The 17834-nt window shown below is 27.6% G+C and carries 13 protein-coding genes; 3 read left to right on the plus strand and 10 right to left on the minus strand.

The genetic code is table 11. The annotated features are described in order from the left end of the window. The 7 genes from HMPREF1871_RS02200 to ald all read right to left on the minus strand — a co-directional run. The coding region (locus HMPREF1871_RS02200; RefSeq protein ID WP_066129484.1) for a G5 domain-containing protein at positions 1-3027 on the minus strand (3027 nt) is incomplete at its 3' end. Positions 3028-3425: 398 nt separating this feature from the next. Beyond that, the gene (locus HMPREF1871_RS02205) at positions 3426-3932 is read right to left on the minus strand and encodes an Ltp family lipoprotein (RefSeq protein WP_066129487.1); all 507 of its coding nucleotides are present in this window, start codon (positions 3930-3932) and stop codon (positions 3426-3428) included. A gap of 147 nt (positions 3933-4079) precedes the next feature. Continuing rightward, complete coding sequence (locus tag HMPREF1871_RS02210) at positions 4080-5357, minus strand: MFS transporter (protein ID WP_066129489.1); 1278 nt, start codon at positions 5355-5357, stop codon at positions 4080-4082. A gap of 292 nt (positions 5358-5649) precedes the next feature. Next, on the minus strand, positions 5650-5967 hold the full coding sequence (locus HMPREF1871_RS02215; RefSeq protein ID WP_083505615.1) for a metal-sulfur cluster assembly factor: 318 nt from the start codon (positions 5965-5967) through the stop codon (positions 5650-5652). 35 nt (positions 5968-6002) lie between these two features. Further along, positions 6003-6872: a 16S rRNA (adenine(1518)-N(6)/adenine(1519)-N(6))-dimethyltransferase RsmA gene (gene rsmA, locus HMPREF1871_RS06160; RefSeq protein WP_066129494.1), complete on the minus strand. Its 870-nt coding sequence runs from the start codon at positions 6870-6872 to the stop codon at positions 6003-6005. A gap of 3 nt (positions 6873-6875) precedes the next feature. Beyond that, positions 6876-7418, minus strand: a complete 543-nt coding sequence (gene rnmV / locus HMPREF1871_RS06165; protein WP_066129498.1) for a ribonuclease M5 — start codon at positions 7416-7418, stop codon at positions 6876-6878. A 273-nt stretch (positions 7419-7691) separates the two neighbouring features. Then, positions 7692-8810 carry an alanine dehydrogenase gene (gene ald / locus HMPREF1871_RS02230; RefSeq protein ID WP_066129504.1) on the minus strand — a complete coding sequence of 373 codons (1119 nt, stop codon included), beginning with the start codon at positions 8808-8810 and terminating at the stop codon, positions 7692-7694. A 599-nt stretch (positions 8811-9409) separates the two neighbouring features. On the opposite strand from ald, the gene HMPREF1871_RS02235 reads away from it, so the two are divergent. From HMPREF1871_RS02235 to zwf, 3 genes are all read left to right on the plus strand, one after another. After that, positions 9410-10810: a C69 family dipeptidase gene (locus HMPREF1871_RS02235; RefSeq protein WP_066129507.1), complete on the plus strand. Its 1401-nt coding sequence runs from the start codon at positions 9410-9412 to the stop codon at positions 10808-10810. A gap of 218 nt (positions 10811-11028) precedes the next feature. Then, positions 11029-12450, plus strand: coding sequence for an NADP-dependent phosphogluconate dehydrogenase (gene gndA / locus HMPREF1871_RS02240; RefSeq protein WP_157058041.1), 1422 nt, complete (start codon positions 11029-11031; stop codon positions 12448-12450). Beyond that, complete coding sequence (gene zwf / locus HMPREF1871_RS02245) at positions 12428-13807, plus strand: glucose-6-phosphate dehydrogenase (RefSeq protein ID WP_066129513.1); 1380 nt, start codon at positions 12428-12430, stop codon at positions 13805-13807. The genes gndA and zwf overlap by 23 nt, the downstream gene beginning before the upstream one ends. Before the next feature lie 143 nt (positions 13808-13950). Here the strand turns inward: zwf and HMPREF1871_RS06170 are convergent, their stop codons facing one another. The 3 genes from HMPREF1871_RS06170 to HMPREF1871_RS02260 all read right to left on the minus strand — a co-directional run bounded on the left by HMPREF1871_RS06170 (position 13951) and on the right by HMPREF1871_RS02260 (position 17710). Then, on the minus strand, positions 13951-16227 hold the full coding sequence (locus HMPREF1871_RS06170; RefSeq protein ID WP_066129516.1) for a coiled-coil domain-containing protein: 2277 nt from the start codon (positions 16225-16227) through the stop codon (positions 13951-13953). A gap of 13 nt (positions 16228-16240) precedes the next feature. Continuing rightward, a complete protein-coding gene (ytpR, locus tag HMPREF1871_RS02255) occupies positions 16241-16846 on the minus strand; it encodes a YtpR family tRNA-binding protein (protein WP_066129519.1) in 606 nt (201 codons plus the stop codon). A 66-nt stretch (positions 16847-16912) separates the two neighbouring features. After that, positions 16913-17710, minus strand: coding sequence for a DUF1444 family protein (locus HMPREF1871_RS02260; RefSeq protein WP_066129522.1), 798 nt, complete (start codon positions 17708-17710; stop codon positions 16913-16915). Positions 17711-17834: the final 124 nt, after the last annotated feature.

A 17834-nucleotide genomic window follows, 5' to 3' on the forward strand; every position in this document is an offset into this window, starting at 1 on the left:
TCCATTTGCACGTTGGTATTTATATCCTACTTCATCTTTTTCCCAGCCTGCTTTTACCTCTGGAGCTGGAGTAGGTGTAGGTGTTACATCTGGCGTTTCGCTTGTATTATTTATATCAAAAGTTCCATATGTAACTATTCTATCTTTTTCATTTTTTAAAACAGTTTCTTCTTCATAAATTTTTTCTTTATCTGCTGATACTATTCCATCCACAGTTTTATAATATGAGTTTACTGTTTTTACTCCTTCTTGCCCTTCTTGAACTACTACTTCTTTTCCTTTTGGCAAGTTTTTATCTTCTTTTCTTATTGTTTTATAAGGGATTTTTTCTGTTTTACTAAATACTTCTGCTCCAAATTTCACTTCTTTTGGATTAATTAATAAAATACTATCTGATTTTAAATTTCCACTATATAAAATTCTAGTTAATATTTCGTTTTGTATATCTCCTTTTACTTTAAAGGTGAATGTTGTAGAGTGATCGGCATTTTCTTTCCATTTTGTACCATCTGAACTTTGTTTTTCTATTGTTCCAAGAGATTGTGCTTCTATTTGTTGCCCATTTTTTATCAAGTATAATTTATATACTGATGGTAAAAACATAGTTTTAGGAGCAAATTTTACTGTATATATTTTTTCTCCATTATCTTCTGTTACATTGACATATGATGTGAAAAATGGATTTTCTTCAAATTCTACTTCTTTTTTATCTGCAACGACAAATTTTGCTTGTAAGTTTTGCCCATTTTCTACTTTTACTTTTTTAGCAATTTCTTTTATTGCTTCTTCATAGTCTTTTTTGTTATTAACTACTATAATTTTGTCTGTAGAGTCTTTAAATTTTTCTTCTTTTGTTTTTAGTAATTTTCCAGTAGATACTCCGTTGATAGCTTCATATGTTCTATATACTTTTTTAATTCCTGTTTTTCCTTCTTGTTTGACATAAAAACTACCTTTTTCTAAGTTTTTATCTTCTTGTATTTTTATATCATAAGGAGTTCTTTCATATCTTTCGTCAATTATATCTCCTACAATTTTTTTATTAGATAGAACTAAATTTGCTTTTTGTATCGCTGCTCCATCTCCTAAAAGTTTTTGCATAGGAACAACTAGAACTGTTAATTCTACTTCATCTTTCATATCTCCTGATATTTCAAATCTATAAGTTCTATCGTTTCCTTCTTTTTTTGCTAGATAGGCTTCTTTTATTTTTCCATCAGAGTCTTTATACCAAAGTTGTCCTACACTTACCATAGGTTCATTTATATTGTATTCTTTATCTACAAATTCTTTAAATTTAACTTCATATCTTGTTTTGTCGCCTACTTTTTGCACCTTAACTTCTTTATCTAAAGTTGTATTTGCCATTGAAGGAACTCCACTATCTTGGTATCTTTCTGCCATTGCATATACTGTTTTTGGATTTGTTAATGGAGCTATTTCGGCAGCTTCTGGAACATCTGGTTTTCCCGGTATCCCTTCAGTTTGCTCGAAAGTTTTAAATTCTGTGTTTTTCCCAAAAATTCTTAAAGTCGCTGGTTGTTCTCCTGCTCCGGGTTTTCCACCATTTAAGTGATCCATTGCATCAACCCAAACTACAACTGGAATTTCTGCTTTTTCATTAACTGCTGATAGTGGCACTTCCATTGAGAATTTTGTAAAATATTCTTTTTCTACTTTTGCTTTTTCATTTTTGAATTTTTTCTTGTCTTTTTTCTCAGCTTCTGTTCTATTTGATTTGTCTTTGTAGTTATAACTTCCTTCTAATTTGAATAAGTTGGTAAGTCCTCCAAAAGTATTCATAAATTCTATAGGTTTTACTGATAATTCTATAGTTGCTTTATTATCTTTGACTATTATTTTAGCATCACTATTTATTGCTTTATTACCCATAGACGCTTTATCTTCATAGTAGTTTTTTAAATCTACTTTTACATCATATATTCCGTCTTTTATTTTATTTTCTTCTTCTTTAGGTTTAGGAGTTTCTTTTACAGTTGTATCTCTTACTTGAAGAAGAACATTTCTATAAGCATAGTCTGGATTATCTTTACTAGGTAGTGCGTGTATTTTTAAAGGAATTTCTTTTCTTACTTTCCCAGGAATTTCAAATTTGAAGTGTACGTCTTCTCCCATTACTTTTTTTGCTACTGCTTTATACTCTTTTCCGTCTACTACTGCTGTAACTTCATCTGTATAAACCATGTATTCTCCATTAGCTTTTTTATAATTATTTGAAAAACCTATTTCATATACAGTTGAGTTTCTATCTTCAAATTCTTGATAAAGAACTTCTTTGTCCCAAAAATCGTTACAAAAATCTTCTTTATCTTCTTCAGCATCTGTAGGGTCATAGTCTTTTTTATAAAGGGCTGCATTTTCTATATCTTTTGATTTTTCGTCATCAAATTCTGGTAAATTTGTTTGCCCTTCTTGGTTATTTTCTTCTTTAGTTGTATCTCTTACTTGCAGAATAACATTATAATCATAACCTTGTTTAATAGAATGAATAACTAATGGAATCTCTTTTTTTAATTTTCCTGCTAGAGTAAATCTAACAACAAGTTCCCCTTTTTCGTTTTGTTCTTTATAGGCTTCAAAAGTTTTGTCGCCGTCTTTTACCATAACTTTATCAGTAAAAACTATCTTTTCATTTGTACTTTGATCAAGATAACTTTTATTAAAAATTATTTCATATGTTGTTTTGTCATTTTCTTCTACATAAGAAACTTTTTTGTTCCAGTAATCATCACAATTTGCTACCCAGTCATCTTTTTTTTCTTCATCTTTATAATCTTCCTTATAAAAGGCTGCATTTTCTACTAGTTTTGCTTTTCCCGGATCAAGTGCTGGTATAGGCGTATTTTGGTTTGCTTTTTCTTCTGCTTTTTGCGTCGCTACATCATTTGCTAATGCACTTAGAGAACTTGTCTGTAAAATCATACTAGCTGCCAAAACACAAGGTACAAACCCATATTTTAATTTTTTTGAATAACTTTCATATTTATTTTTTTTTGATATTTTCATAATATCTGCTCCTTTTATATTTTAATTATATAAAAACCTTAATATATTATCATATTATATTTTTTGCTATTCTGTCAATATCAAAATAAATAATATTCCTTTCTTCACTTTTTTTAAAAAATGCAAAAGAAAACTTAAATAACAAAAATTCTTACCTATCAAAATAAATTAACACTAACTTTTTTTAATATGTTTCAAATTCAAGCTTAGATATTTCTTTTAACTTGATTTAAAAGTGTTTTATATAGAATATTTCCCAGTGTCTAAATATTTAAAAGCTTTATTTAGCTAACTTTACTTTCCTAAAGATATTTTAATTTATTTTTTATCATGAATTTTTTTTGCTATTTACACAAGAAAAAAAGAAGAATTTTAAAACTCTTCTTTTCTTTTGTTTATTATTCTGGCAAATTATCTATTGCATACCTAGCTTCTTCTTCGGTGAATCCTTCGTCATCTCCTGACACTAATTTTTGATAAATTCTATTTTTTGATAAGTTCATTTTTGAGCGATATGTTTTTGCTCTTTCTAAAGCATTTTCTTTCCAGTCTATATCAGTTAAATTATCTACTGCATATTTAGCATCTTTTTCACTGAAATTTTCCGCATTTTTTGATTTTAACTGTTGATAAATTTTACTTTTTGACATATGAAGTCCCGTTGCATATGTTTTTGCTCTTTTTAAAGCAGCATTTTGTTCATTTGTTCCACTTTCTTTATTTTCTTCTGCTTTTTCTTTTGTTTTTGTTTGAGAATTTTCTGCTTGTTTTACTTTTTGTTCAGTTTTGTGAGTTGTTTTTCGAGCCGATTTTTTCTTACCATGAATTCCCGTTCCAATATAAACGATACCTATAATTAAGACAAGTGCCAAAAACCAAATTTTTTTTAAAATAAACTTCTTCACTATATTTCCTCCTAACTAATTATATTAATATTTTTTCATATAATATCATTATATACAGCGAATGTAATCGGTGTCAATAGTTTGATAAAACAAAAAAGCTAAAACTTTTTTTGTTTTAAGCTTCTTTATATTTCAAATTATTTTATTTTATTCTAAATCTTTTACTTTTAACCTTACCATTACATAGCTAAAAATAGTCAATAAAAAGACTACTAAAAAAATTGCTCTGTTTTGACCAAAAATAAAAATTCCATTTTTTAAATTTCTAGCTATGATGACATAAATATAATCTCCAAAATATATTCCAAACGCAAAGAACGCTTGATAAATTCCCATGCTTATACTTCTGTACTCTTTATCAAAATACTGCATAGCCATAGATATTAGCAAATTGTATACTCCACCATAAAAGAAACCATTTAATGAATAAAGTATATAAATAATATAAACATTATCGACTAAAAGTGCAGATAAATAAAATATACTAGCTAAAAGAAAAGATAAGGACATAGTTTTTTTTATTCCAAATTTACTAGCAAAATATGTTCCTGCAAGTATTCCAGCTAAAAGCTGTGGAAGTGCAAAAACCGTATCCATATAAGCTAGTAATATAGGACTTAGATTATATTCTACTTTAAAAAAAGTAAGCATATTAGCACCACTTGTAGAAAATTTTATAAACGATACTAAAAGTGCTAAAAAACAAACATATAAAAAACTTTTATGTTTTATTACTACTTTAAACTTATCTAGTGAAAAACTTTTTTCTTTTGGAACATAATCTTTCGTCTTTAAGGTTAATATAAAAGTAATCAGTGCCAAAACTCCAGTTAAAAGCCACATTAAATTATAATGTTTATACTGAGAATAAGTGAAAATATACTGCACGGGTGCAGCTATAAATTCTGCCAAAAGTGGTGCTGCCGAAAGTATAGCCACCGAAACTGCTACTTTATTTATAGAAAAAGTTTCTTGAAAAATAACATTAAACATCGCCAGCATTGTCGCACAAAGCCCTATAGCTAATGATGAAATATATAAACTGCTATAAGTAGGACTATAAAAAACTAAAAATGATGACGCAATTAAAGAGATTAAAGCTAATTGAACAAAAATCTTTCTTTTTCTAAAATAATCACTTGCTACAAACATCGGCAATCTAACAAAAAGACTCATAATTCCATAACCACTAGCTACCTTTGCTGCAAGTTCTAAACTTAAACTAAGTCCCCCTTCTTCTACCGGAGTTATTATATATAATTTTCTATATGCTCTTATTATACTGATACTTGTCCAAAATAATACCAATATAATAAAAATATGTATCTGCTCTTTTTTTAATTCATATTTTTTTGCTAAAAAAATAACAAGGAAAAATATGAAAAAAATCATGATTATTGATAATAAAATTTTTATAAAAATCATCCTCTCTTTATTAAAAAATCAAGGTTTTATTATAGCATAAAGAAAATAATTTCGCTATATTTTATAATTATATTATAAAAAATAAAGCCTTAACTTTTATTAGGATAAAAATATATTATACTTCACTTCTTTGCTTTATTAACTGTGAAATATACTTTTAGTAATTTTTAAAATATTATTAAACTTTTTTTATGTAAATGATTTTGATTTTTTCTTATCTTAAATTAGCATTTACTTTTAAACTCTGATTTTCTTTTTTATCATACTGTGTAAGTTTTAATTTTTCCTTTTTTTACTCTTCATAGTCTGCTATTCCGAGAGCAATTTTAGCATAGCGAGTCATTTTATCTTTTGACCATGGTGGATCAAATACAATGTCGACATCTACTTTTTTTACTTCTTCTATTCCCATCATTGCCATTTCTACTTGCTCTACTATTAATGGAGCTGCAGGACAGCCCATACTTGTTAAGGTCATAACTACTATAGCATGGCCTTCATCATTCATTTTTACATCATAAAGAAGCCCTAGGTTTACTATATCTATCCCAATTTCAGGGTCTATTACTGTTTCTAAAGCTTCAATTACTCTATCTTTTAAAGGTTTCATGATTTAATTTTCTCCTTTTTTCTAAAATAAGGTTTTTAAAGTTTGTTTTTCTCTATTTCTTTTATTTTTTTGTGTAACCTATTAAATTCTGCTATATCTAAGGTTTCACTTCTTCTTTTAGGGTCAATTCCAGCTTCTTCGCATGATTTTATTAGTATTTCTTTTTTTTCTTTTCCAAAATTTGATATTAAGTTATTTAATAAAGTTTTTCTTCTTTGAGAAAAACAATTTCTTACAAAGTTAAAAAAAGTTTTTTCGTCTATTTCTTCGTCTTTTTTACTTTTTGTTATTATTTCTACTACTGCACTTTCCACATTGGGAGCAGGGATAAAGACTTTTTTAGGAACAGTGAAGAGGTAGCTAACATTTGTATAGTAGTTTAAAAGAATTGTTAGTGAATTATAGTCTTTTGTACCTACTTTTGCAGATAGTCTGTTTGCTACTTCTTTTTGCATCATAACTACATATGAACTTATTTTTTTTGTATTTTCTAATAAATGAGTTATTATCGCTGTCGTTATGTAGTATGGTAAATTTGCTACTAATACTACCTTTTCATAATTTTCTTCTTGTTTTTCTATTACACTATCTACGTCTACTTTCAATATGTCTTGATTTATTATTTCTATATTTTTGTATGGCGATAGTGTGTCTTTTAGTATAGGAATGAGTCTATTATCTATTTCAAATGATATTACTTTTTTTGCTTTTTTTGCTAATTCTTCTGTTAGCGACCCTATCCCCGGACCTATTTCTAAAACTAGGGTTTTATTATCTATTTTTGCTGACTCTACTATTTTTGTTAAGATGTTAGAGTCTACTAAAAAATTCTGACCCAAACTTTTTTTAAAGTGAAAATCGTATTTTTTTAATATTTGAAAAGTTTTTTGAGGTATTTTTGCCATTTATTATTCCTTTATCTCTTTTACTTTTTCCATTAGTTTCTCTTTGGAAATTCCATACATATTTAATTTATTTAAGAGTCCTTTTGCATTTGTGTATTCTATATTTAATTTTTCGCAAAGCTTTTCTCTTCTTTTTTTTGCTAAATCGCTACCTACTAATTCTAAATCAATTAGTAAGTTATTTTTTATGTCATTTTTATTTTCTATTAAGGGAGTATAATGTTTTTTTAACGATTCTATTATATCTTCTTTTTTTGCAGCTTCTATTCCTATTTTTCCTTTGCTATCTATTGCTTTTTTATTAGATATATAGGCGTGTTTTGCTGTAGGTATATTTTTTTCTATTATGCTTCTTATTCTTTTTCCTGCATAATCTGGGTCTGTGAGTACTATAATCCCTCTTTTTTTGTTTAATATTTTTAGTCTATCTATCTTTTTTTTTGTTATTGCTGACCCGTTAGTTTCAAAAGTGTCACATTCTACTGCTTCTTTTACTCTATTAGTGTCATCTCTTCCTTCTACTACAATAATTTCTTTTATTTTCATTTTCTCCTCTTTTCTTTAAAATATAATACCATAACAAGAAAAAAATGTAAAAAAATAAACTGTCTATATTTGTTACTATTTATGTAATTGTTATCCTTTTTTCTTACTTTTTTTGTTTGTATTATCTTTCCTTTTTTTATAAAAACTATTAAAAAGACTTAAAGAAATTTTCTTTAAGTCTTTCAGCGTGTGTCTAGGTATACAATTTTTTATTTTTTTATTTTAGTATAGTATGTATTTTCTTTGTTTTGTTTTTTATTTTATTATGATTTTTTATTTCATTGCTTTTTCGGCTGGTACATATTCATAACCTAATGCGTCAGCTACTCCTTTGAATGTAACTTTACCATTGATTACGTTTATACCACCTACTAATTCCGGGAATTTTTCTACTGCTTTTTCTAATCCTAAATTAGCTATTACTTTAATATATTTAGATGTAGCGTTACATAATGCGTATGAAGAAGTTATTGAAACTGCTCCTGGAATGTTTGCTACTGCGTAGTGTGATACTCCTTCTTTTACAAATATTGGTTTATCATGACTTGTTGGATGTCCTTCAGTATATTCTGTAGATCCACCTTGGTCTATTGCTACGTCTACTATTACACTTCCTTTAGACATACTTGCTACCATTTCTTTTGTTACAAGTTTTGGTGCTCTTGCTCCTGGGATTAATACTGTACTGATTACAAGGTCTGCTTCTTTAACTTTTTCAGCTATGTTCAATTTAGTAGAGTATAATGTTTCGATGTCACGTCCGTGAATGTCTACTAATTGTGTTAATCTGTCTAAGTTTACATCTAATACTGTAACTTTTGCCCCAAGTCCGATTGCTGCTTTTGCTGCTGCTCCACCAGCTGTACCGGCCCCTACAATCACAACATTACCTACTTTAGTTCCTGGAACACCTTGTACTAGAAGTCCTTTTCCTCCATGTGGTGATGTTAAGAATCTAGCACCTTCTTGAACTGCCATTCTTCCTGCAACTTCACTCATAGGTCTTAATAATGGAAGAGTTTTACCAACTTTAACTGTTTCAAATGCTACCCCAACTACTTTGCTGTCAAGCATTGCTTTTGTTAATTCTGGGTCAGCTGCTAAATGAAGATAAGTATAAATTATTTGTCCTTCTTTGAAATATTTGTATTCTGATGGAAGTGGTTCTTTAACTTTGTAAATAATGTCTGATTTAGCCCATACATCTTCTGCTTTGTCTAACATAGTAGCTCCAACTTTTTCATATTGGCTATCGCAAATACCAGAACCTAATCCTGCACCTTTTTCTACATAGACAGTGTGTCCTGCACTTACTAATTCTTCAACAACACCTGGGATTGCTGAAACACGGTTTTCATTATTTTTTATTTCTGTAGGTACTCCTATTTTCATGAGTATGTCCTCCTTCGTTTTTTTTTGTATTTTTATAATAGCACACTTTTTTAAAAAATGAAAGCCTTTTTATTGATTTTCTTCTGTGTTTTAACTGTTTATATACTCCCATTAGATATAAAAACCCCTAATTAAAGCCTTAATCACTTTACTAGCAAAATCTAAAATTTTTTTAAATTTCTTTTGTTGTACAACAAAATCGTTTTATTTGCCCTAATATTGACTAAAATGTGAACAAATATTATATCACAGGATTATGAAAACGCAAGTAAATAATCTGACTATTTTTCAAAGATTTTTTCTTTTCTTGAAAATTTAAAAAAATTTATGCTCTTTTATCAAAATTTTTAAAAGCGTTTTATATTTTTTATCTTTATTAACTTAGGATTTTAAAGGGAAAATCCTTTTTAAATTTTTTATAGAAAAAATATATTATTTGGCATATATTTTAATTATTTCTTCACTAAAAATTAAACTTATATTTTTTAATATTTTCATAGTAATTAAACTAATAAAATTTTTTCTTTGAAAATGTTTCCTTTTGCCTTGTTTTAATGATATAATAAAGCAAATATCACAAAATAAAAGGAGTGAATAATATGGGATGTACAACAATTCTTATAGGAAAAAACGCAAGTTATGACGGTTCTACTATAATTGCAAGAACTGAGGATTCTCCTAATGGAGTATTTAAACCTAAAAAATTTATCGTGGTAGAACCAAAAGACCAACCACGTCATTATAAAGCAGTATCAAGTAAGTTTGAAATTAAATTACCTGATAATCCAATGCGATATACTTCAGTTCCTAATGCTATTTATGAAATAGAAGGAACATGGGGACAATCTGGATTTAATGAAGTTAACGTTAGTATGAGTGCTACAGAAACAATAACTTCTAATCCTAGAGTTCTTGGAGCCGATCCTCTTGTTAAAGATGGTTTTGGTGAAGAAGATATGTACACAATCGTCTTACCTTACATAAAAACAGCTCGTGAAGGAGTTGAAAGATTAGGTAAATTATTAAAAGAATATGGTACTTATGAATATAATGCAGTTGCATTTTCTGACGAAAATGAAATTTGGTGGCTTGAAACTATAGGAGGACATCACTGGATAGCAAGAAAAGTACCAGATGATTGCTATGTTACTGCCCCTAATCAATTTGGTTTAGATTATTTTGAATTTGATAATGAAGATGAATTTATGTGTTCAGAAGATTTACAAGAATTTATTAAAAAACACAATCTAGACCTTAATTTTGATGGAGAAAGTTTTAATCCAAGATACGCATTTGGTAGTCAAAGAGATTCAGATAGAGTTTATAACACACCTCGTGCATGGTATATGCAAAAAGTTTTAAATCCAGAAATAGAACAATCACCAATAAGTTTCTTTATTCCATGGTGTAGAAAACCATATAGAAAAATAGCTATAGAAGATATTAAATATGTATTAAGTAGTCACTATCAATTTACAGAATTTGATCCTTTAGATCCTGCAAATGATGAATTTGACAAACGTACATTTAGAACAATAGGAATAAATCGTCATTCACATTTAGGTATCTTACAAGCAAGACCAAATGGCAATAAGTTATCTTCATGTCTTGAATGGATAACATTCTCATCAATGCCATACACAGCACCAGCACCATTTTTCACACAAGTTAGCAAAACTCCAGAATATTTCTCTAATACAACTAAAGAAATTACTACAGACAGTGTCTACTGGACAAATAGAATTATTGCAGCAATAGCAGATGCTCACTTCAAACTTTGTGAACCAGACATTGACACATTTATTCAAAATGTAATGGCATATGGATATAAAGTTATAGGAGAAGTAGACAGTTTAGGCGATAAAGTAACTCAAGCTGACCTTGAAAAAGCTAATCAAAAAATGGCTGATTACTACAAAGAACAAAATCAAATTCTTCTTGATAAAGTTCTTTACATAGTATCAAATAGAATGCACAATAGATTCCAGCTTAGCGACTAACAAAACAAGCAAAAAAGACTTTTATATTTTTAAAAGTCTTTTTTTTATGCATTAAAAAACATTTTGCCGTAAAGAGAAAAAAAGACAATCATAACTTAATAAAAATATAAAATAATTTTTAAAAAATAGCTTTAGCAAAAAGAAAATAAATTTCAAATTAAATAGTCAAATTTTCTAATTTAGCAAAAAATATATGGTATAATTTTAATATCAAAATCATGGAGGAATTTATGAAGAATAATATCGCAGTAATTGGTTTATCAGTAATGGGAAAAAACTTAGCACTAAACATAGCAGACAAAGGCTACAAAGTTTCAGTCTTTAATAGAACTACTTCTGTTATGGAAGAAATGATAAAAAATTTCCCTCATCAAAATATTCAAGGAAAAAAAACTCTTAAAGAATTAGTTGAATCACTAGAAAAACCGAGAAAAATCATTATTATGGTAAAAGCTGGAGGCGCAGTAGACTCTGTCATAAACCAGCTATTAGAATTTGTAAAAAAAGATGACATAATAATAGACGGTGGAAACTCATTTTTTAAAGATAGTGAGAGAAGATACAAAACACTAAAAGAAAAAAATATTAACTTCTTTGGCGTAGGAATTTCTGGAGGAGAAGAAGGAGCTAGAAAAGGTCCAGCAATAATGCCAGGAGGGGATAAAGAAGCTTACAATGAAATAAAAAAAATTCTAGAAGACATATCAGCAAAAGTAAATGGTAATCCTTGTATAAATTATACCTCAACCGGAGGAGCCGGACACTATGTAAAAATGGTACATAATGGCATTGAATATGGAGATATGGAAATAATAGCAGAAAGCTACTACATTCTAAAAAACATAGGAGGCTTTACAAACCAGCAAATAAGTGACATTTTTGCAAAATTCAATAAAGGAAAACTCAAGTCTTACTTAATAGATATAACAAGCAAAATATTAAAAGTAAAAGACCCTGATGCAGATGGATACTTAATAGACAAAATACTAGATAAATCTGGACAAAAAGGAACAGGAAAATGGACAACTATACAAGGGGCAGATTTGGGTTCTTGCATATCAGTAATATCTAGTGCCTTAAATGCAAGATACATGTCAAGCATAAAAGATACAAGAATTTTAGCAGAAAAAGAATTCAAAAAAAATGAATATCAAAAATTTGCTGACAGGGAAAAACTTATCACAATGGTAGAAAACTCTCTCTACACAGCAAAAATAATATCATATGCACAAGGATTTAGCTTACTTAGACAAGCAGAAAAAGAATATTCATGGACATTTAACTATGCTGATATAGCAAAAATTTTCCGTGGAGGATGTATAATTCAAGCAAAATTTTTACAAAATATAATAGAAGCCTACCAAAACAACCCTAAATTAGAAAACTTAGTTTTTGATACATTCTTCAAAGAAGAAATCAAAAAAAATATCGATTCATTAAGAGAATTAACTCTTTTAGCAATTAAAAACGAACTTCCAATCATGACATTTACATCAGCGTTAAGTTACTTTGACACATTAAAAACCGCTAGATTATCAGCAAACATGATTCAAGCACAAAGAGATTATTTCGGAGCACATACTTTTAACAGAATAGATAAACAAGGAGTATTCCACTATGACTGGCTTAAAAACAACTAAAAATACTGCGATAACAATTTTTGGTGGAACTGGAGATTTAACATACAGAAAACTTATTCCCGGTCTTTATAATTTACACGCAATAGGAAAATTAAAAGAAAACTTTAAAATAATTATTCCCGGAAGAAGAAACTACACAACCTCTAAATACATAGAAATAATAAAACCTTGGATAGAAAAATATTCACGAAAAAAAGTTACAGAAGAGCTTTTTAATGAGTTTTCAAAAAGAATTAGCTACTTCAAAATGAACATACCAGAAACAGAAGATTACAAAAAATTACAAGACTTCTACAAAAAAGAAGATATAGAAGAACACATCTATTACTATGCTGTAGCACCTGCGATGTTTTTAAAAATTACAAAAGGAATAAAAACATATTTAAAAGAAAATAAAGCAAAAGTAATCATAGAAAAACCCTTCGGAGAAAATTTAGAAGATGCAACAAAACTTAATGAAGAGCTATCTACTTTCTTTGATAAAAATAATATCTTTCACATAGACCACTATCTAGGGAAAGAAATGATTCAAAATATTCTATCTGTGCGTTTTAATAATGCAATATTTAAAAATATATGGAATAAAGACATAATAGAAAGTGTCCAAATAACAGCATCAGAAACAGTAGGTGTAGAAAGTAGAGCATCATACTATGATAAAAGTGGTGCAGTTAGAGATATGCTTCAAAATCATCTCCTGCAAGTTCTGTCAATAGTAGCAATGGAAGAGCCAAAAGGAGATATGAAAAAAGAACAATTAAACCTTCTAAAAGCTATAAAACCATGTGAAAATATAGAAGAATCCCTAATACTAGGCCAATATGAAGGATACTTAAAAGAAGAAAATGTAAGTAAAAATTCAAAAACTGAAACCTATGTAGCATTAAAACTTGAAATTGACAATGAAAGATGGAAAGGTGTGCCATTTTTTATAAGAACAGGAAAAAGAATGCTAACAAGAGAAACACAAGTAGTTATAAAATTCAAATCTGAAAACAAAGCACCACAAAATATGCTTGTTATAAAAATTCAGCCAACAGAAGGAATTTACTTGAAATTTAATGTAAAAAAACCCGGCTCTGTCAATACACTAAAAGAAGTATCTATGGATTTTTGCCAAAGTTGCATTTTAGAAAGTAAAATAAACACCCCTGAAGCTTACGAAAGACTGCTTTATGCTGCTTTAAAAGGCAATAAAATGCTATTTTCTAAATGGGAACATATAGTAACTTCATGGCACTACATAGATGACTTAATGAAAAAATACAAAGAAAGTAGTTCTAAACTATACACTTATCCACAAGATTCTATGGGACCTGTAGAAGCAAATCGCCTTACAGACTGGATTTTAGACTAATTTTTATTTAAATTAGAAAAAAAGTATTATAAATAAAAACCTTACAACTTTTCTGTTGTAAGGTTTTTTTGGCAGGGCTGGACCGAAAATTATTGATTTTTCACTATCTTATTAATATAAACTTTTTTACATTCAAGAAAATTTTATTTTTTTCTAGATTTTTTTATTTTCTTTTTGTTTTTTATTGCCTTACTACCAACATCTATTTTCCAAGTTACTTCATCTTGTGATGCTATTTCTTTAAAGTAATTTTTACCTTGATTTTTTGGAATGCAGGTTCCATAAACTGATGAAACTAGCCTTGTTGGTTTGTATTTAGTTACATTTCTAGTGGGGCTCTTTATTTTTTGTTCTATTTCTTTATTTCTTGCTACTGGAATATTGATATTAGAATATTTTTGGAAAATTTCATCAAGTTTCTTTTTATCTTGAATCATTTTTTCTCTGCTTACAGGTCTATAACCTCTATCTTTAGTTTTATACTCTCCAAATATAAATTCCTTACCATCATCGAAGAATTTATTTGGTTCATTTTCATATAATTTTTCTTTATATTCTATTTTGTCGTCTTTTTCATCTTTTTCTTCTTTTTTACTGCTTCCTCTTTTTGTAGAAATTACATTTATTACTGTTTTAGATGCTTTTTTAGGGAGCATTTTTTCTTCTTTGAATTTTTCTATATCATCTTTTTCTTCTTTTTTTATAGACATATCTTTATTTAATGTTTCTATGTCAGCTTTTTCTGCTCCACTTTCTATTTTATTTTTTAACATTAACTCTTGTATTTCTTTTTCATCTAAATGATAGTCACTATAACCTTTTAATGATTTTTCTCTCTCATCAGGTGTGCTAACACTTTCCTCTTTGCTTTCTTTAGCATCTAAATTTTCTTTTGCCATTTTTTCTAAAGACATTTCTTCTTCAAATTCCCTATCTAATTCTTTTTTAAATTCATTTTCTTCTTTTATGATTTTTAGATTTTCATTTAACTCTTCTACTTCTTTACTTAGGGTTTTATTTTTGTTTTCTACTATTTTTGCGTCTAGTATTAATTTATCAAGATTTGTTTTTCTTTCATTATCAACTAAATTTTTGCTTGTTTTTTCTTTGTATACTTCTTTTCTAAACTCTTCTACTTCACTTGATACTGGTTTTTCTTCTTCTTTAATATCTGAATTTCTATTTAAAACAAGTTTTTTAGCTACTCTATCTATATCTGTTTCAAATAAGTTTTCACTTCCCTTTAAGACGTCTTCTACTGTTGTTTTAGATATTTCTTTTCTTCTATTTTTTTCAGTATCTAAATTTTCCACTTTTATTGTGTAATCTTTGTGGTCTTTTCCTACTTCTTCTTGGGTTTGTTTTATTTCTTTAAATGCTTGTTCTATTTTGTCATTTTCTTCTTCTTTGTTTAGAGTTATTTTATCTTGTTTTCTATTTATTTTATTAAATTCTTGATTTAATTTTTCTATTTTTTCTTTATTTTTTATCTGTTTTCGCTCTTCTTCTTGTTGTTTTGTTTCTTGTTTTTCGTCTTTTGTTTTGACTGTATTTTCTATTTTTACCTTTTCTTGTTCCAAGGCAACATCTTCTTCTAATTTTTCTAATTTATTTTCTTGCTTAATTCTTTTAACTTTTACTGCTGCTAAAGAGGGTTTAGATTTTTTCTCTTTCTTTTTAAAAATATCAAAATCTTTTAAGTTATCTGCTTTTATTCCTAAATTTTTGAGAGTTTGTTTTAAACTATCTTCTTTTGTTTTTTTACTATCATGTGATTTTTGCAAATCTGAATTTACTGACGCTTTTTCCTCTTCTTCACTCTCTAATTCTTTTAGTTTTGAAGTAGCTGATAAATTTTCTTTTTCTTCATAAAGTTCAGTTATACTAGCATTTGTTTTATTAGTTAATTTTTGCACTTTTTCTTTTAATTTTTTTAGAATTTTTTTTACTTTTGCTATTAGAGATTTTATTTGTTCTTTTATTAAAGTTATTTTGTCATTTTCTTTTATTTTTTCTAATTTTAAAAGTTTTTTTGCTGGAAGTGAATTTTCTTCTAATTCTTCTTCTTTTTCTTGAATTTGTTTTTGTTTTTCTAAATATGTTTTATAGTCTTCTGGTTTGTCTTCTTTTTCTTCCGACAAAAATTCTGCTTCGCCTTCTTTAGTTTCAAACAATATTTTTATTTTTTCTAATATTTTTTGTCCTTTTTCTTGATAATGTTTTTTTTCTTTTTGCGTTGCTTCAGATTGGAGAAGCTTATTATCTTTTGCTTTTTCTTGTAGTTTTTCTACTTCTTCTTTTTCACCTTCTCCTTTTTCTATTTCTTCCTGCGTTTCTTCTTCTATAAATTCTGCTCTTTCTTCTAAAAACCAGTTGTCATAAAATCTTTTTTTTCTTTTTTTATCTTGATTTTTATCCATGCTTTTCCCACCACTATAATGTTATTTCACTAAATTTTTTTCCTACTTCTGCTTTTTCATCTAGGACAAGAATTCCTTTTTCTTCTTGTTTTTGCTCTATTGCTAATTCTTTTTTGGAACAAAGCATTCCGAAGGATTCTATTCCTCTAAGTTTAGATTTTTTTATTAATAAGCCGTTCGGCATAATAGCTCCTATTTTTGCTACTACTACCCTTTGCCCTGCTGCTACATTTTTTGCTCCGCATACTATTTGTAATATTTCATCTTTTCCTACTTTTACTGTTGTTACGGAAAGTTTATCTGCATTAGGATGTTTTTCTTTTGTTAATACTTCTCCCACTACAAAATTTTCATCATTTGTAGAGTCAAAATCTAGTTTTATATTAATTTTCTTTAATCTTGATTCTAATATCTCTTTTTGTCCTTCGTTTAGGTTGATAATTCCTTTACCTTCTAGGTTTAAATTTTCTACATTAAAAATATTTAATCCTACAAGATGTTTTTTTTCGTCATAGATTAACGCTGTATTTTTTTGCATTTCGTACGTTACTTTTTCTGCTTCTTTTATTCTTATTATTAGTGTTTCTCCTAATACGTCTTTGTTATAAAAAATTTGCATTTTTCCTCCTTTGGTTTACCTTTTTTCTCCTGTTTTCTCTAAATATGTTTTGAAATAATTTTTGCTTTACAAATATATAAAGAAGCTCTCTAACTTTTCTCCGTCATATTTAAACGTTATTGTTGTCACTGGCAATAATGCTTCTGTGTAAAATTTTACCATTATTTTTTGCAATATTTGCAGTCCTATTTTGTTTTTTATATCAGCTATTATTAAAGTTTCTTGGTGAGGTAATCCTATATAGAAATCTTTTTGTATCTTTTTAAAAAAGTATTTTAATATCTCTTCGTCCAATATCCTTGACCCGTCATAACCGTCTTTTGCATTTAAAAAGTAAAAGGTGTTTCCTTTTATTTCTTCTTTGTTATATTTTAAAGGCAATTTTTTTAAGTTTTCTATAGCTTCTTTTTTTACAACTTCTTCTTGTAAATTTAACTCTGCTAAAGATTTTTTTTCTATTAATTTATAAGAGTCTTTCAAATCTAAGGCATAAAATATTTTACTTTCATGAGTGTGCTCTTTTACTAGAAAGCTATCTGCTTTATCCTTTAAAAAAGTCTTTGCTCTCATTACAGGGTATATTTTTTTTAAAAATTGTTCTTTGGGGATATTTTCTATTTTAAAGTTTTCTTGAAGAAGAAAATTTTTTGTTATGATATTTAAATAATTTTCTAAAGAGTTGTCACTTTCTTTTGTTTTATTTGTCGTAAATTTGTTTTTGAAAGTTTCTAAGTCTATTTCTCCCTTATGATTTTTATAATCTAGTTGATAGATTTCTTTGTTATTTTTGTGTATTTTATTTATTTTTATATCTGGAAGTTTTTGTTTTATTTTTTTTATTATATATTCTTCACTATAATACATATTACCTCCAAATGCTTATATTTATACGATTTTATTATAACAAATTTTTTTTATTATATCTATGAAAATTGCTATTTTATTGTACAACCTATAAAAAAAAGAAGCAATTTTCATTGCTTCTAGT

This window comes from Gemelliphila asaccharolytica (assembly GCF_001553005.1).
Lineage (GTDB): Bacteria > Bacillota > Bacilli > Staphylococcales > Gemellaceae > Gemelliphila > Gemelliphila asaccharolytica.

Excerpts from the sequence above, each read along its gene's own strand:
- HMPREF1871_RS02210 (WP_066129489.1), bottom strand. The coding sequence starts at position 5,357 with ATGATTTTTATAAAAATTTTATTATCAATAATCATGATTTTTTTCATA.
- HMPREF1871_RS02215 (WP_083505615.1), bottom strand. The coding sequence starts at position 5,967 with ATGAAACCTTTAAAAGATAGAGTAATTGAAGCTTTAGAAACAGTAATA.
- rsmA (WP_066129494.1), bottom strand. The coding sequence starts at position 6,872 with ATGGCAAAAATACCTCAAAAAACTTTTCAAATATTAAAAAAATACGAT.
- rnmV (WP_066129498.1), bottom strand. The coding sequence starts at position 7,418 with ATGAAAATAAAAGAAATTATTGTAGTAGAAGGAAGAGATGACACTAAT.
- ald (WP_066129504.1), bottom strand. The coding sequence starts at position 8,810 with ATGAAAATAGGAGTACCTACAGAAATAAAAAATAATGAAAACCGTGTT.
- HMPREF1871_RS02235 (WP_066129507.1), top strand. The coding sequence starts at position 9,410 with ATGGGATGTACAACAATTCTTATAGGAAAAAACGCAAGTTATGACGGT.
- gndA (WP_157058041.1), top strand. The coding sequence starts at position 11,029 with ATGGAGGAATTTATGAAGAATAATATCGCAGTAATTGGTTTATCAGTA.
- zwf (WP_066129513.1), top strand. The coding sequence starts at position 12,428 with ATGACTGGCTTAAAAACAACTAAAAATACTGCGATAACAATTTTTGGT.
- HMPREF1871_RS06170 (WP_066129516.1), bottom strand. The coding sequence starts at position 16,227 with ATGGATAAAAATCAAGATAAAAAAAGAAAAAAAAGATTTTATGACAAC.
- ytpR (WP_066129519.1), bottom strand. The coding sequence starts at position 16,846 with ATGCAAATTTTTTATAACAAAGACGTATTAGGAGAAACACTAATAATA.
- HMPREF1871_RS02260 (WP_066129522.1), bottom strand. The coding sequence starts at position 17,710 with ATGTATTATAGTGAAGAATATATAATAAAAAAAATAAAACAAAAACTT.